This is a genomic window from Marisediminicola sp. LYQ85 (assembly GCF_046600695.1).
In the GTDB taxonomy this organism is placed as follows: domain Bacteria; phylum Actinomycetota; class Actinomycetes; order Actinomycetales; family Microbacteriaceae; genus Marisediminicola.
The window spans coordinates 1,360,285-1,374,359 of record NZ_JBKIWO010000001.1 but is presented as its reverse complement, the minus strand read 5'-3'; the positions used below and the strand labels follow the sequence as shown (position 1 = coordinate 1,374,359).

17 protein-coding genes and 1 other RNA gene are annotated in these 14,075 nt (G+C 68.6%); 14 read left to right on the top strand and 4 right to left on the bottom strand.

Going from position 1 to position 14,075, the window contains the following annotated elements; translation table 11 throughout:
- Nucleotides 1-3 precede the first annotated feature (3 nt).
- The 4 genes from ACLHG5_RS06440 to ACLHG5_RS06425 are packed head-to-tail and all read left to right on the top strand — an operon-like array spanning nucleotide 4 to nucleotide 1,543.
- Nucleotides 4-183: a hypothetical protein gene (locus ACLHG5_RS06440; RefSeq protein WP_411316285.1), complete on the top strand. Its 180-nt coding sequence runs from the start codon at nucleotides 4-6 to the stop codon at nucleotides 181-183.
- 1 nt (nucleotide 184) lies between these two features.
- The gene (locus ACLHG5_RS06435; protein ID WP_411314978.1) at nucleotides 185-595 is read left to right on the top strand and encodes a TadE family protein; all 411 of its coding nucleotides are present in this window, start codon (nucleotides 185-187) and stop codon (nucleotides 593-595) included.
- 4 nt (nucleotides 596-599) lie between these two features.
- A complete protein-coding gene (locus tag ACLHG5_RS06430) occupies nucleotides 600-1,073 on the top strand; it encodes a hypothetical protein (protein WP_411314979.1) in 474 nt (157 codons plus the stop codon).
- Nucleotides 1,070-1,543 carry a pilus assembly protein TadG-related protein gene (locus ACLHG5_RS06425; RefSeq protein ID WP_411314980.1) on the top strand — a complete coding sequence of 158 codons (474 nt, stop codon included), beginning with the start codon at nucleotides 1,070-1,072 and terminating at the stop codon, nucleotides 1,541-1,543. Before ACLHG5_RS06430 ends, ACLHG5_RS06425 begins: the two co-directional genes overlap by 4 nt.
- Before the next feature lie 32 nt (nucleotides 1,544-1,575).
- On the opposite strand, the gene ACLHG5_RS06420 is transcribed toward ACLHG5_RS06425, so the two are convergent.
- Nucleotides 1,576-2,835 (bottom strand): MFS transporter, encoded by a 1,260-nt coding sequence (locus tag ACLHG5_RS06420; protein ID WP_411318163.1) that lies wholly within the window; start codon nucleotides 2,833-2,835, stop codon nucleotides 1,576-1,578.
- A gap of 92 nt (nucleotides 2,836-2,927) precedes the next feature.
- Here ACLHG5_RS06420 and prfB point away from each other — a divergent pair, with 92 nt between their 5' ends.
- The 8 genes from prfB to ACLHG5_RS06380 all read left to right on the top strand — a co-directional run bounded on the left by prfB (nucleotide 2,928) and on the right by ACLHG5_RS06380 (nucleotide 9,646).
- Nucleotides 2,928-4,034 carry a peptide chain release factor 2 gene (gene prfB / locus ACLHG5_RS06415; protein ID WP_411314982.1) on the top strand — a complete coding sequence of 369 codons (1,107 nt, stop codon included), beginning with the start codon at nucleotides 2,928-2,930 and terminating at the stop codon, nucleotides 4,032-4,034.
- Nucleotides 4,035-4,137: 103 nt separating this feature from the next.
- Nucleotides 4,138-4,914: a cell division ATP-binding protein FtsE gene (ftsE, locus tag ACLHG5_RS06410; RefSeq protein WP_411314983.1), complete on the top strand. Its 777-nt coding sequence runs from the start codon at nucleotides 4,138-4,140 to the stop codon at nucleotides 4,912-4,914.
- A complete protein-coding gene (ftsX, locus tag ACLHG5_RS06405) occupies nucleotides 4,911-5,828 on the top strand; it encodes a permease-like cell division protein FtsX (RefSeq protein ID WP_411314984.1) in 918 nt (305 codons plus the stop codon). Before ftsE ends, ftsX begins: the two co-directional genes overlap by 4 nt.
- Before the next feature lie 96 nt (nucleotides 5,829-5,924).
- Nucleotides 5,925-6,401 carry an SsrA-binding protein SmpB gene (gene smpB, locus ACLHG5_RS06400; protein ID WP_411314985.1) on the top strand — a complete coding sequence of 159 codons (477 nt, stop codon included), beginning with the start codon at nucleotides 5,925-5,927 and terminating at the stop codon, nucleotides 6,399-6,401.
- A gap of 147 nt (nucleotides 6,402-6,548) precedes the next feature.
- Nucleotides 6,549-6,922: a transfer-messenger RNA gene (gene ssrA, locus ACLHG5_RS06395) on the top strand.
- Between the two features lie 72 nt (nucleotides 6,923-6,994).
- On the top strand, nucleotides 6,995-7,315 hold the full coding sequence (locus ACLHG5_RS06390; protein ID WP_411318162.1) for a hypothetical protein: 321 nt from the start codon (nucleotides 6,995-6,997) through the stop codon (nucleotides 7,313-7,315).
- 40 nt (nucleotides 7,316-7,355) lie between these two features.
- Nucleotides 7,356-8,090 carry an NUDIX hydrolase gene (locus tag ACLHG5_RS06385; protein WP_411314987.1) on the top strand — a complete coding sequence of 245 codons (735 nt, stop codon included), beginning with the start codon at nucleotides 7,356-7,358 and terminating at the stop codon, nucleotides 8,088-8,090.
- 77 nt (nucleotides 8,091-8,167) lie between these two features.
- Complete coding sequence (locus ACLHG5_RS06380) at nucleotides 8,168-9,646, top strand: MFS transporter (RefSeq protein WP_411318161.1); 1,479 nt, start codon at nucleotides 8,168-8,170, stop codon at nucleotides 9,644-9,646.
- Here the strand turns inward: ACLHG5_RS06380 and ACLHG5_RS06375 are convergent.
- From ACLHG5_RS06375 to aroA, 3 genes are read right to left on the bottom strand one after another with little or no spacing between them, the layout of a single operon-like run.
- Complete coding sequence (locus ACLHG5_RS06375) at nucleotides 9,643-10,458, bottom strand: inositol monophosphatase family protein (protein ID WP_411318160.1); 816 nt, start codon at nucleotides 10,456-10,458, stop codon at nucleotides 9,643-9,645. The genes ACLHG5_RS06380 and ACLHG5_RS06375 overlap by 4 nt on opposite strands.
- A 59-nt stretch (nucleotides 10,459-10,517) precedes the next feature.
- Nucleotides 10,518-11,543, bottom strand: coding sequence for a ribosome small subunit-dependent GTPase A (gene rsgA / locus ACLHG5_RS06370; protein WP_411318159.1), 1,026 nt, complete (start codon nucleotides 11,541-11,543; stop codon nucleotides 10,518-10,520).
- 22 nt (nucleotides 11,544-11,565) lie between these two features.
- Complete coding sequence (gene aroA / locus ACLHG5_RS06365) at nucleotides 11,566-12,987, bottom strand: 3-phosphoshikimate 1-carboxyvinyltransferase (RefSeq protein ID WP_411318158.1); 1,422 nt, start codon at nucleotides 12,985-12,987, stop codon at nucleotides 11,566-11,568.
- Nucleotides 12,988-13,105: 118 nt separating this feature from the next.
- Here aroA and ACLHG5_RS06360 point away from each other — a divergent pair, with 118 nt between their 5' ends.
- Both ACLHG5_RS06360 and ACLHG5_RS06355 read left to right on the top strand, forming a co-directional pair.
- The gene (locus ACLHG5_RS06360; RefSeq protein ID WP_411314992.1) at nucleotides 13,106-13,798 is read left to right on the top strand and encodes a sigma-70 family RNA polymerase sigma factor; all 693 of its coding nucleotides are present in this window, start codon (nucleotides 13,106-13,108) and stop codon (nucleotides 13,796-13,798) included.
- Nucleotides 13,795-14,034 (top strand): zf-HC2 domain-containing protein, encoded by a 240-nt coding sequence (locus tag ACLHG5_RS06355; RefSeq protein WP_411314993.1) that lies wholly within the window; start codon nucleotides 13,795-13,797, stop codon nucleotides 14,032-14,034. The genes ACLHG5_RS06360 and ACLHG5_RS06355 overlap by 4 nt, the downstream gene beginning before the upstream one ends.
- Nucleotides 14,035-14,075: the final 41 nt, after the last annotated feature.

Sequence of the window (14,075 nt, the reverse complement as noted above, 5' to 3'; positions counted from 1 at the left end):
CCCGTGCCCGTCGTGGCTCGGCGGCGGCGCCTCGCGCTCGTTCGCGACGATCGAGGCGACGTGCCCGGGTGGGTGCTCATCACACTCATGACCGCGGGCCTCGTGATCGTCATCTGGGCGCTCGCGGGCCCGGCGCTCAGCGGGGTGTTCGAGCAGGCGATCTCGCGGGTCACCGGATTCTGACGTGCCCGGGCGGGGTGACACGGCGCAGCGACCGCCGAACGACGACGGGTCGGCGGTCGTCGAATTCGTTCTCGTCGGAGCCCTGCTCACCCTCGTCACGCTCTCCGTACTGCAGTTCGCCCTGGCTCTGCACGTGCGCAACACCGTGCTCGACGCGGCATCCGAGGGCGCCCGGTTCGCGGCGCTCGCCGACAGCGGCCTCGACGAAGGGGCGACGCGAACCGAAGACCTCATCGCGGGGGCGCTCGGTGGCGACTACCCCGTCGACGTGACGGCGGCCCGAGGGGACTACCTCGGGCATCCCGCCGTCGTCGTCGACGTGACCGCGTCGCTTCCCGTGATCGGACTCATCGGACTACCCGGCTCACTGGAGGTGAGCGGGCATGCGGCGCTCGAAGCGATCGAGGGCTGAGGCCGTGGCGTCGCACGGGAGATCCGACCGGCGCGCGCCGTGGTCCGACGACTCCGGGTCGGCATCGCTCGAGTTCATCACCGCGGGGATGATCCTGCTCCTCCCGATCGTCTACCTCATCGTCGCGATGGCGTCGATCCAGGGCGGCGCGCTCGCCGTCGAAGGTGCCGCCCGGCACGCGGCGCGCGTCTTCGTGCTCGCGCAAGACGAAGACGACGCGCAATCGGCGGCGCGTCGTGCCGTCGAGTTCGCTCTCGCCGACCACGGTGTCGACCCAGCGGGATCGACCGTCGTCGTGCGCTGCGAACCCGACCCGTCCGCGTGTCTGTCACGGGAGAGCGCCGTAACCGTCGAGGTGACCGTCGTCGTGCCCCTGCCGCTCGTGCCCGCCGCCCTCGACGTGCGTGCGCCGCTGCGCGTGCCCCTCGCCGCGAGCGCGACCCACACCGTCTCGCGATTCTGGGCTGCGGCACCGTGACGACACTCGGCGGCACACCCTCCCGCCGCACGAGGCGGCTGCGTGCGGATGACGACACCGGCTCGACACTCCTGCTCACGATCTTCTACGGCGTGATGGCTCTCGTGCTCACCCTCGTCGTGGTCGCCGCGACATCCCTCTACGTCGAGCGGAAGCGCCTCTTCACCCTCGCCGACGGCGCGGCGCTCGCCGGAGCCGAATCGTTCGCCCTCGATGACGTCGCCGTCACCGAGGCGGGAATCCGACCGCGACTGACTTCCGACGGAGTCGCGCGAGCCGCCGCCGAGTTCGTGCGCGACGCGCCGTCTCCACGATTCGAGAACCTGCGCATCGACCGCGCCGGCACGCCGGACGGGCTGAGCGCGACCGTGACCCTCTCGTCGCGCTGGCGGCCACCCATTGTGACGCTCTTCGTTCCCGACGGCGTGCGCATCGACGTGACGGCGGTCGGACGGTCGGTGTTCCGCTGACTCGAGGCAGCACCGCGGGAACGTCGCGACCGCTACAGCTTCGAGCGGGGCACGTACTTGGGGATGTAGCGCAGCAGGATGCCGGCGCCCGCGAGCGCGAGCACGCCCATGACCCCGGTCGCGAGCGAGAGAGACACGGCCGCCGTGACACCGGAGATGAGGAGGGGGGCGCCGGCGCCCCCGAGGTCGGCCGTGAAGCGCCAGGCGCCGAGGAACGGCGCGGGGTTGCGCGGGTCGGCGAGGTCGGCGCCGAGGGTCATGAGAATGCCGCTGCCGATGCCGTTCGCGACCGAGAGGAACATCGCGACCGTGATGAACCACACGACGTTCCCGGGCAGGTCGTGGCTGAACGACAGTGCGAGGTGCCCGAGGCCGAGGCCGATCATCGACGGGAGGGCGCTCGCGAGCCGGCCGAAGCGGTCCATGATCTGGCCGCTCGCATAGAACAGGGCGAAGTCGATCGCGCCCGCGATACCGATGATGAGAGCCGTGTTGGCGTCGCCGATGCCGATGCTCACCGCCCACAGGGGCAGGATGACGGCGCGGCTCGCCCGGATGGCGCCAATGAGCGCGGCGCCCACCCCGAGAGTCGTGAGGATGCGACGGCTGGCCCACATCGTGCGGAAGAGGCCGATCGTCTCGTGCGCGACGAGCTGCCCGCCCTCCGGCGTGCTCGGGCCGTGCGCCGACCGTGACGCCGCGCTCGCGCCGAAACTCGCCGCGGGGTCGCGCAACAGCAGGAGCACCACGGCAGCCGCGACGCACCCGACGATGTGCAGGCCGAAGACGGCGGTCGTCGACCCCGTGATCGCGATGACCCCGGCCGCGAGGAACGGCCCCACGAAGTATCCGAGCCTGAAGGTGCCGCCGAGCGTCGAGAGTGCTCTGGCCCGATACGACTGGGGCACGAAGCTCGTCATGAAGGCGTGGCGGGCGAGAGCGAACACGGCCGAGGCGATGCCGATCACGAGGATGCTCGCGCCCAGCATGAAGGGCGACGTCGACGCGATCGCGAGCCCGAGTCCTACCGCGGCCACGAACGCCGCCCCGATCATCGCGGGCCTCTCGCCGGTCTTGCTGATGAGCCATCCGCTCGGGATGTCGCCGATGAGGTGCCCGACCATGATCATCGAGGCGACGAGCCCCGCGGTCGCGAGGTCGGCGCCGAGGCGGTCGGCGACGATCGGGATGATCGGCAGGATCGCGCCTTCGCCGATCGAGAACAGCAGGGTGGGGAGGAGGGCGGGGAGTGCGAGGGAGCGCCAGCGGAAAGGGTGCTCGGAGCTCGACATGACCTGTCGATGCTACGCCCGAGCGAGAGGGCCCCATCGACAGGTCAGGGACCGGCGGGGCCGCTCCGGCCGGCGGGTAGGCTGGCCTGGATATGAGCGAGCTCGATATTTCAGACCAGATCCAGGCCCTGCGGTCGACCTTCGTCGAGATCCAGGCCGTCGTCGACATCGAGAGGCTCGAAGCCGACATCTCCGAACTGAGCGACGCGGCCGGCGCCCCCGACCTGTGGGACGACACCGACAAGGCGCAGAAGGTCACGAGCGCGCTCAGCCACAAGCAGTCCGACCTCGCACGCATACGCAGCATCGAGTCGCGCCTCGACGACCTCGAGGTGCTCGTCGAGATGGCCAATGAGGCCGGAGACGACGAGAGCCAGAAGGAGGCGACCGACGAGCTCGCGAGCATCCAGCGCGTGCTCGGCGAGCTCGAGGTGCAGACCCTCCTCAACGGCGAGTGGGACGCCCACCCCGCGGTCGTCACCATCCGCGCGGGCGCCGGGGGAGTGGATGCCGCCGACTTCGCCGAGATGCTCCAGCGCATGTACCTCCGCTGGGCCGAACAGCACGACTACTCCACGACCGTCATGGACACGAGCTACGCCGAGGAGGCGGGCATCAAGTCGACGACGTTCGAGATCGACGGTCCATACGCCTTCGGAACCCTGAGCGTCGAGGCCGGAACCCACCGTCTCGTGCGCATGAGCCCGTTCAACTCCGCCGGCAAGCGCCAGACGAGTTTCGCCGCCGTCGAGGTCATCCCGCTCATCGAGGAGGCGGGCGCGATCGAGGTGCCCGACAGCGACATCCGTGTCGACGTGTTCCGCTCGAGCGGCCCCGGCGGTCAGTCCGTCAACACGACCGACTCCGCAGTGCGCCTCACCCACCTCCCGACCGGACTCGTCGTGTCAATGCAGAACGAGAAGAGCCAGATCCAGAACCGCGCCGCCGCGATGCGCGTGCTGCAGAGCCGACTGCTCATCCTGCAGCGCGAGCAGGAGGCCGCCGCGAAGAAGGAGCTCGCCGGAAACATCACCGCGAGCTGGGGTGACCAGATGCGCTCCTACGTGCTCGCGCCCTACCAGATGGTCAAAGACCTGCGCACGGAGTACGAGGTCAACAACCCCTCGAACGTGTTCGACGGCGACCTCGACGGCTTCATCAACGCCGGCATCCGCTGGCGCAAGCGCGACGTCGACTAGCCCGCCCCACGATCGGGGCTCGCGGCCGGTCGAAACCGGGAGTGCGCCGACACGGCCTGTCGCTCGCGCCGAATCGCGTGACCGTACCTAGAGTCGACGCGACATGATTCGGTTCGATCAGGTAACAAAGTCCTACGCGGGAACAACCAGGCCCGCCCTCAACTCGGTGACCCTCGAGATCCTCAAGGGGGAATTCGTCTTCCTCGTGGGCGCTTCGGGCTCCGGCAAGTCGAGTTTCCTGCGCCTCGTGCTCAAAGAGGAGAACCCCACCAAGGGGCGCATCCACGTGCTCGGGCAGGAGCTCGGGCGACTGCCGAGCCGCAAGGTGCCCTACTTCCGGCGCAATCTCGGCGTCGTGTTCCAAGACTTCCGGCTGCTGCCGCAGAAGACCGTGTTCGCCAACGTGGCGTTCTCGCTGCAGGTCATCGGCAAGAGCAAGGGCTTCATCCAGGAGGCTGTTCCGGATGTGCTCAAGATGGTGGGTCTCGCGGGCAAGGCCTCGAGGCTCCCGCACGAGCTCTCCGGTGGTGAGCAGCAGCGCGTCGCGATCGCCCGCGCGATCGTCAACAAGCCCGCGATCCTCCTCGCCGACGAGCCGACCGGAAATCTCGACCCCGCCACGAGCCAGGGCATCATGGCGCTTCTGCAGCGCATCTCGACGAGTGGCACGACCGTGCTCATGGCGACCCACGAGGCCGGCATCGTCGACCAGATGCAGCGCCGTGTGATCGAGCTCATGTCTGGCCAGGTCGTGCGTGACGAACGCGGCGGTGGATACCAGACCCAGGCGATCCCCACGCAGATGGCCGCGCGGGGCACGACCGACGGTCTCGCGCGCACGAGCGCGCAACCGATCGTGACGCGGGGCCCCCTCTCATGAGGCTCGGTCTCATCGCGTCGGAAGTGGCGAACGGTCTCCGACGCAACATCTCAATGGTCGTCTCGGTCATCCTCGTGACCTTCATCTCGCTCACGTTCGTGGGCGCGGCCATCCTGCTGCAGTCGCAGATCGGTCAGATGAAGGGCTACTGGTACGACCGGGCCCAAGTGGCCATCTACTTCTGCACGTCGTCATCCGAGATCGGCAACTGCAGCCTCGCCGAAGCGACCGACGACCAGAAGGCTCTCGTCGAGGAGCAGCTCACTTCGCCGACCCTCGCGCCCCTCGTCGACCGCTACGAGTTCGAGTCGCACGAGCAGGCGTTCGAGCGCTACCAGGAGCAGTTCGCCGACAACGAGTTCGCCGACTTCGTGACGCCCGAGTTCTTGAACGAGGCGTTCTGGGTCAACCTCGACGATCCGACGCAATCCGACGTTCTCATCGACAGCCTCTCCGGCTTCGCGGGAGTGGAGGAGGTGCAAGACCAACGGGCCTACCTCGACCCGATCTTCTCAGCGCTCAACGTCGCGAGCTTCACGGCCATCGGCATCGCGGCCCTCATGCTCGTCGCGGCGGTGTTGCTCATCGCGACGACCATCCGGTTGTCGGCGTTCTCGAGGCGGCGGGAGCTCGGCATCATGAGGCTCGTCGGGGCATCGAACCGGTTCATCCAGACCCCGTTCATCCTCGAGGGTGTCATCGCTGCGCTCATCGGGTCGGTCCTCGCCGCCGGAGCCGTCTTCGCCCTCGTGCGCTTCTTCGTGCAGGACTACCTGGGGTCGACCGTCGGGGCGACGACGGCGCTCGTCGGCATGGACGAGGCTGCTCTCGTGGCGCCCGTGCTACTCGGCGCGGGCATCCTGCTCGCCGCGGTGTCGGCCAACGTCGCCATCAGTCGCTACCTCAAGGTCTGATCGGAGCCCCCACCGGCTAGACTGGTGGGCTGTCTGCGATGCGCGCGGGCGAGCACGGGGCCGACACCGGTCACGACGGCGATCGAGGAGAGCGTTATGCCCAAGGAACGTGGCCAGAAGGTCGTGGCTACCAACCGCAAGGCGCGACACGACTACGCCATCGAAGACACCTATGAAGCGGGCCTCGTGCTCACGGGAACCGAGGTCAAGTCGTTGCGCGCGGGCCGGGCGTCGCTCGTCGACGGCTACGCCTACGTGGAGTTCGGCGAAGCGTGGCTCGACGCCGTGCACATCCCCGAATACAACCAGGGAACGTGGAACAACCACCCGCCGCGGCGCAAACGCAAGCTGCTGCTGCACAAGCAGCAGATCCTCAAGATCCACAACAAGGTCAAAGAGGGTGGCTACACGCTCGTGCCGCTCTCGATCTACTTTCTCGACGGTCGGGCCAAGGTCGAGATCGCGGTCGCTAAGGGCAAGCGCGAATACGACAAGAGGCAGACGCTCCGCGAGCGTCAAGACAAGCGCGAGGCCGACCGGGCCATGGGCACGCGGCGGGAGCTCGGCGACTAGCGACCGAGCCGTGCAGGCTGGCGGGTGCCGGGCATCCGTCGTAAGATAGAGGGCTGCACCTCGAGTGCAGTATCGATTGACAACTCCACAGCGCGTGATGCCACCACTTCCTCCGCACCGACGACAGTCGGGGTGGGAAGTCGCCATGGGGATGATCGGTTTCGACATTGCCTGCGCAACTGTGAGAAGCGGGTCGAGAATGCAAGGTCAACTCGTTAATGTCCCTTGCAAAAAATAAGTGCCAATTCAAAGCGCACTGACTTCGCCCTCGCTGCCTAAGCGAGCGCACTAAGAAGTCCGTCGGTCCGGGAATGCTCTCTACCCGGGTTCCGGCGCTATCTAGAGAGATTGCTGCTGTGTTGCGCCTCCGGGCACAGCGGGACTTGCACTGGGGCTGGGCTCGTCGGGGTAACTGCCTGTGGTAAATCCCGGAGCCGAGTAGAACGTCTTCACCGGCTACACCCGTAGAAGGCACATGACCACAGCAGTGGACGGGGGTTCAATTCCCCCCATCTCCACCATCGGTCGGCATCACGCGCTGTGCGAGTCTCTCCCACCGTCGAGACTCTCTCGACTTTGGTAGCGTCATCGGAGTGACCACCCCTGACTCTGCCGCCACGTCTCGCCGATTCACGTCGCTCGTATTCGGGGTCGTCGCCCTCGTGCCTCTCGCGCTCATCACGGCGTGGTGGCTCACGGGGCTCGTGACCCTCGAGGGGGGCAATCGCCTCGGTCTGCTCGGACCGCTCATGGTCTTCGCGGTCACGGCCGTGTTGTGGGTCGCTTCGGCCATCACGGCCCTCGTTCTCGCGCTGCGGTCGGGCGCCCGCGGTGCGCCGGTGTGGGTCGCCTCGATCGCCCTCGGGCTCGTCGCGCTGTGCTTCGTGCTCTCGGGCATCACGCTCACCATCTGATCCGCGCCGGCGTCGCACACGAGAGGCGTAGCCTGAACGGATGTCTGCCGCCGACGCTCCCCTCGACGCGCGCGCCGAACTGCGAGCCGTTCTCGAGCGCGACGCCTCCCGTGCCACGGAGTTCGCCGGCCTGTCGGACGCACCCGTCGCAGACGGGTCGCGTGCTGCCGCGGTGCTCATACTGTTCGGGGTGCTCGATTCACTCCCGAGCGATCGCCGCGCGCGGGACCGCGCCGTGTCGCGCGACCTCGACGTGCTGTTGCTCGCGCGAGCGTCGACCCTGCGCGCACACCCGGGCCAGGTGGCCTTTCCCGGCGGGCGCATCGACCCCGGAGACGCGGGACCCGTCGATGCGGCGCTCCGGGAGGCGCGCGAGGAGACGGGTCTCGACCCCGACGGGGTCGACGTGCTCGGAACCCTCTCGACCGTGCCGCTCGCATTCTCGAATCACCTCGTGACGCCCGTGCTCGCGTGGTGGAGTCACCCCGCTCCCGTTCGCGCGGTCGACGAGAGGGAGTCGGCCGCGGTGTTCCGCGCTCCCGTCGCCGACCTCCTCGACCCCGCCCATCGGGGTGTCACGGTCGTGCGCCGGTTCGGCACGGAGAGACGCGACCCCGGATTCCTCGTCGACGACGCCGCGGGCGGCACGGGGGAGCATCTCGTCTGGGGCTTCACCGCGATGCTCCTCGACGGCATCTTCGACCGGCTCGGCTGGACCGAACCGTGGGATGCGTCGCGCGAGCTGCCGCTCGACCTCCCCGCCACCGACGGCTAGGGCGGAGCCCGCTCTCTTCCCGCGGGTATATAACTGAATCACTCCCCATGAATACTTCTCCCTCTTCCCCTGCGCCCATGTCCGACCGCACCCGCTGGCAGGTTTTCGCCGTGTGCGTCGGTGTCGCGGCCCTCACGATCCTCGACCTCTCGAAGGTCAACGTCGGATTGCCGTCGATCGAGGCGTCCCTCGGCGCGGGGCCGAGCGAGCTGCAGATCATCGTCGCGGGCTACGCCCTCGCATTCGGGCTCGCGCTCGTGCCCGCGGGGCGGCTCGGCGACATCCACTCCCGCAAGGTCATGTTCGTCATCGGGCTCACCCTCTTCACCGTCTCGAGCATCCTCTGCGCGCTCGCACCGAACATCACCTTCCTGCTCATCGCGCGCGTGCTCCAGGGCGTCGCCGCGGGCATCCAGATGCCCCAGGTGCTCGGGCTCCTGCAGCAGATGTTCCAGGGGGCGGAGCGCGGCCGCGCCTTCGGCGTCTTCGGCGCGACTATCGGCATCTCGACCGCGCTCGGGCCGACCCTCGGCGGGTTGCTCATCGCGATCGGGGGGCCGACAGACGGCTGGCGCCTGCTGTTCTGGATGAACGTGCCCCTCGGCGTCATCGCCCTCTTCTTCGCCATCCGGCTCTTGCCCAAGCACGTCAGATCTGCGGATGCGCGCACCGAACTCGACCTCGTCGGCATCGTGCTCCTCGGCATCGCGACCCTGAGCCTCATGCTCCCCTTCGTGCTCACGACCGGCGGCCCCGACGACGACCCGCGACGCTGGGCCTTCCTCGCGCTGTTCGTCGTCGCCCTCGCGGCCTTCGTGTGGTGGGAACGCCGCTACCAGCGCAACGGCAAGTCGCCCGTCGTGCGGTTCTCGCTCTTCCGCGACAGCTCCTATCGCAACGGTCTGCTCGTGGCGACCGCCTACTTCGGTGCTCTCCCCGCCCTGTTCCTGCTCTCGACGCTCTACCTGCAGCAGGGGCTCGGGCTCGAGCCGGTCTACGCCGGCATGGTGAGCATCACGTTCGCCCTGGCATCCGCCGTGACCTCGTGGCTCGGCGGGCGGCTCGTCGAGAAGTACGGCCGATTGCTCGTGGTCGCGGGCCTCGTGAGCGTCATCATCGGTTTCGCCCTCGTCGGGGTGGCCGCCGTCTATCTGCCGCCCGAGCTCTCGCCCTGGTACATGGCGGCCGCGATGACGGTCGCGGGGGCGGGGGGTGGCTTCGTCATCTCGCCCAACCAGACGCTCACGCTCGCGCGTGTTCCCGTGGCCGAGGGGGGAGTGGCGGGATCGATGGCCCAAGTGGGGCAGCGCGTCGGTACCGCCGTCGGGGTCGCCGCGGCGTCATCCACCTTCTTCGCGACCCTCTACCGGGAGACCGGCCAGCTCGCCGCGATCGAGGTCTATCACGACGGCTTCCGCAACGGGCTTCTCGTGTCGCTCGGGCTCGTCGTCGTAGCCCTCGTGTTCGCCCTGCTCGACTTGCGCAAGAGACGGCTCGAGAGCGCCGAGACGCAGGCCACGCCAGGCGCCCCGGACTCCGACCCCGCCGCGGCCTAGTCGCGCGCGAGCACCTCGAGCACGGCGTCGTGCAGCACACCGTTCGTTGCGAGAGCAGAACCGTGCCAGGGGCCGGGCGAGCCCGTCGCCGACGTGAAGGCACCGCCCGCCTCCTCGACGATGGGGATGAGCGCGGCCATGTCGTAGGGCTGGAGGTCGAACTCTCCCGCGATGTCGACGAGACCCTCCGCGACCATCATGTACGACCACATGTCGCCGTAGGCCCGCGTGCGCCACACCTCGCGAGAGAGGGTGACGAGCGAGCTCAAGCGGCCGTGCTCGTCCCAGCCCTTGAGGCTGTTGTAGCTCAGCGAGGCGTCCGCGAGCTCGGTCACGCCGGAGACGAAGATGCGTCGTTCGCGCGTCTCGCTCACGGAGACCTTCTCGCTCGTCCAGGCTCCGTGCCCGCGCGCCGCCCACCAGCGCTGTCCGAGAGCGGGAGCGCTCACCACACCGACGACGGGGACATCATCGATCGCGAGGGAGATCAGGGTGGCCCACACCGGCACTCCGCGAACGTAGTTGGCGGTGCCGTCGATCGGGTCGATGATCCACTCCCGCTTGACGCCCGAGCCGGTCCCGGCTTCGACGCCGAACTCCTCACCGAGGATGCCGTCGGTGGGCCGAGAGTCGGCGAGACCACCGCGGATGGCCGCTTCGACGGCTTTGTCGGCGTCGGTCACGTGGGTCATGTCTGGCTTCATCGTCACGAGCAGGTCGTTGGCGCGAAACCTCTCCGAAGAGATCGAGTCGGCCATGTCGGCGAGTTCGCGGGCGAGCTGGAGGTCGGATCTCAGGGAGGGCTCGGTCACTCGTTCAGGCTATCGCCCCGCCGATGCGACCCGGTCCGGTCGCGGTGCCGACGGATCCCCTAGGCGAGGGTGCCGAGAAGTCGTTGCAGGGAGTCGAGCCGCAAGCGACCGATGTCGCCGAGTTCGCCGGCTTCGGCAGCCTCGATGATCGCGCAATCGGGCGAACCGGGCAGGTGCGTGCATCCGCGGGGGCACTGCAGCGCGACGGTCGCGAGATCGGTGAACGACCCGAGGATGTTGTCGGGGTTGATGTGCCCGAGGCCGAAACTGCGCACCCCCGGGGTGTCGATGATCCACCCGTCGCCGACACGCAGCGAGATCGTCGACGACGACGTGTGCCGGCCGCGCCCGGTGACCGTGTTGACGCGACCGATGGCGCGGTGGGCGTCGGGAACGAGCGCGTTGACGAGCGTCGACTTGCCGACACCGGAGTGCCCGACCGCGACCGTGGAGTGCCCGCTCAGGAGCCCACCGAGCACCTCGAGCGGCCACTGGTTCTCAGCGCTCTGCACGACGATGATGTCGAGACCCACGAAGTTCGCGAGGAAGTCTGTCGGGTCGCGCAGGTCGGTCTTCGTAATGCACAGGATGGGCGTGATTCCCGCGTCGAACGCCGCCACGAGGTAGCGGTCGACGAGTCGCGGGCGCGGTTCGGGGTTCGCCGCGGCGACGACGATGAGCATCTGGTCGGCGTTCGCCACGATGATGCGCTCGACCTCGTCGGAGTCGTCGGCGCTGCGACGCAAGAGGGTCGAACGCTCCTGGATGCGCACGATGCGCGAGAGGCTCCCGTCGACGCCGCTCGTGTCGCCCACGAGGTCGACACGGTCGCCCGTGACGACGGCGTTCTTGCGCAGCTCGCTCGCGCGCGACGCGATCGCCTCGTGTTCGTCGTCGGTCCCCTCGCCCACGAGCACGCTGTACCGACCGCGGTCGACCGTGAGCACGCGGCCCGTGACCGCGTCTTTGTGCTCGGGGCGGATCTTCGTGCGCGCCCTGTTGCCCTTGGGGTTGGGGCGCGCCCGCGCCTCGTAGTCGGCGTAGGGCTCGTCGTCGCTCTCGTCGTCGGGGGGAAGCCAGCTCATCGGTGGGGTCTACTCGTCGGGATCAGAACAGCAGGATCGGGTCGGCCGACACGGTCTCGATACCCGTGACGACGCGCATCCAGAGGTCGGCGAACTCGGGCATCGTCTTCGAGGTCGAGTGGATGTCGTCGATGAGGATGCCGGGAACCGCGAGTCCGAGCACGGCGCCGGCGTGCGCCATCCGATGGTCGTCCCACGCGCGCCACGGAGCGCCGACGAGGGGGGCCGGAACGATCGCGAGGCCGTCGGGCAGTTCGGTGACCGAGCCGCCGAGGGCGCCGATCTCGCTCGCGAGAGCCGCGAGCCTGTCGGTCTCGTGCCCGCGGAGGTGGGCGATTCCCGTGATGCGACTCGGGCCGGATGCGAGCGCACACAGCGCCACGATCGCGGGAGCGAGCTCGCCGCCGATGCTCAGATCGAGGTCGACACCGGGCAGGGTCGCGCCGCCGACGACCCCGACGCCACCATCGACACGCAGCGAGGAGCTCGTTCCCGCCGAGTCCCCGCGGGACACCGTCGCGCCCCACAGCGGCAGCAGTCTCTCGAGTTCGGCGCCGACCTGGGTCGTCTCGGTGGGCCAATCGGTGATCGTCACGCTTCCGCCGGCGACGATCGCGGAGATCAGGAACGGGGCCGCGTTCGAGAGGTCGGGTTCGATGCGCCGCTCGAGCCCCGAGATCGGTCCGGGTTCGACGACCCAGGTTCCCGGTTGGGGCGAGTGCGCCGCGACACAGCGAGCCCGCAGAGCGGCGATGGTCATGTCGATGTGGGGGAGGCTCGGGAGAACGTCTCCCGTGTGGGTGAGCGTGAGCCCTCGTCGGAAGCGCGGAGCGCTCAGGAGCAGTCCCGAGACGAACTGGCTCGACGCCGACGCGTCGATGCTCAGCTCCCCGCCCTCGACTTCGCCCGTGCCGTAGAGGCTGAACGGGAGGGAACCGCGGCCGTCGTCCGAGACATCCACTCCGAGTGCGCGCAGCGAGTCGATCGTCGCGCGCATCGGGCGCCGCCTCGCCGCCTCGTCGCCGTCGAACGACACCGGTCCGAGAGCGAGGGTCGCGAGCGGGGGGATGAACCTCATGACCGTTCCCGCGAGACCGCAATCGATCGAGGTTCCCCCGGCGAGCTCGCCGGGCACGATCTCGAGGTCGGGGCCGTACTCGCCCTCACCGACCTCGGTGATCGAGGTTCCGAGCGACCGCAGCGCCGAGATCATGAGGGCGGAATCGCGCGACCGCAGCGGGGACAGGAGCGTCGACGGCGCGTCGGCGAGAGCCGAGAGCACGAGTTCGCGGTTGGTCAGCGACTTCGAACCGGGGAGCGAGATCGTCGCGGAGAGCGGGCGCGTCGCCTCGGGCGCGGGCCAGGGCCCGGGCTCGTGATCGCTCGACTCGCTCGCATCGTCGTAGGGGCTGAACTCCGGCCCGGAATACCTGAATACCTGCATCGGTTACAGGGTATCGAGAAACGACGAACGGATCGGAGCACGCGTGACCCTCCTCACCCCCGCACGACCGGTGCGAGCCCGCCGCTGCCCGTCGAGCCGCGAACTAGACTCGGTGTCGATGAGCACTCCTGAGAGCACCCCTGCCGGACCCGACGCCGTCGACGCGGCGAGTGAGGCGGCGGCCGCGAGCGAGAAACGCGATCTCTTCGAGAGCCAGGCCATCCCGTATATGGATCAGCTCTACGGTGCCGCCCTCCGGATGACCCGCAACCCCGCCGACGCATCCGATCTGGTGCAGGAGACCTTCGTCAAGGCGTTCGCGGCCTTCGGCCAGTATCAGCAGGGCACGAACCTCAAGGCGTGGCTCTACCGCATCCTCACGAACACGTTCATCAACACCTACCGCAAGAAGCAGCGCGACCCCTACCAGGGCACCCTCGACGAGCTCGAGGACTGGCAGATCGGGAGCGCCGAGTCGATGACGCAGGGGAGGGCGGCGCGTTCGGCCGAAGCCGAAGCGATCGACCACTTGCCCGACAGCGCGGTCAAAGACGCGCTCCAGTCGATCCCCGAGGATTTCCGTCTCGCGGTGTATTTCGCCGACGTCGAAGGCTTCTCCTACCAGGAGATCGCCGACATCATGAAGACCCCCGTCGGGACCGTCATGAGCCGCCTGCACCGAGGCAGGCGCTTGCTCCGCGGTCTCCTCACCGATTACGCCGACGAGCGGGGCATGACCGTGCCCGCGCCCTCGGCGGGCAAGCGCACTAAGGCGCGGGCCGAAGCTTCTGCGAAAGGATCGACGACATGACTGACTGCGGCTGCGACAAAGCCAAATCAGAGCTCGAAGAATATCTGCACAACGAGCTGAAGTCCGACGAGGCTGCCGACATCGCCGAGCACCTCGCGAGCTGTGTCGACTGCGACGACGAGCGCCGCGTGGGTCTCGTTCTCACGCAAGCGGTGCAGCGCGCGTGCAAGGAGACCGCACCCGAAGTGCTCCGCGATCAAGTTCTCGCCCGTCTGCGGGAGATGCAGTCGCACTGACGGCGTGAGCGCCGAGCGTCCACAACGACGATCTCTGACAA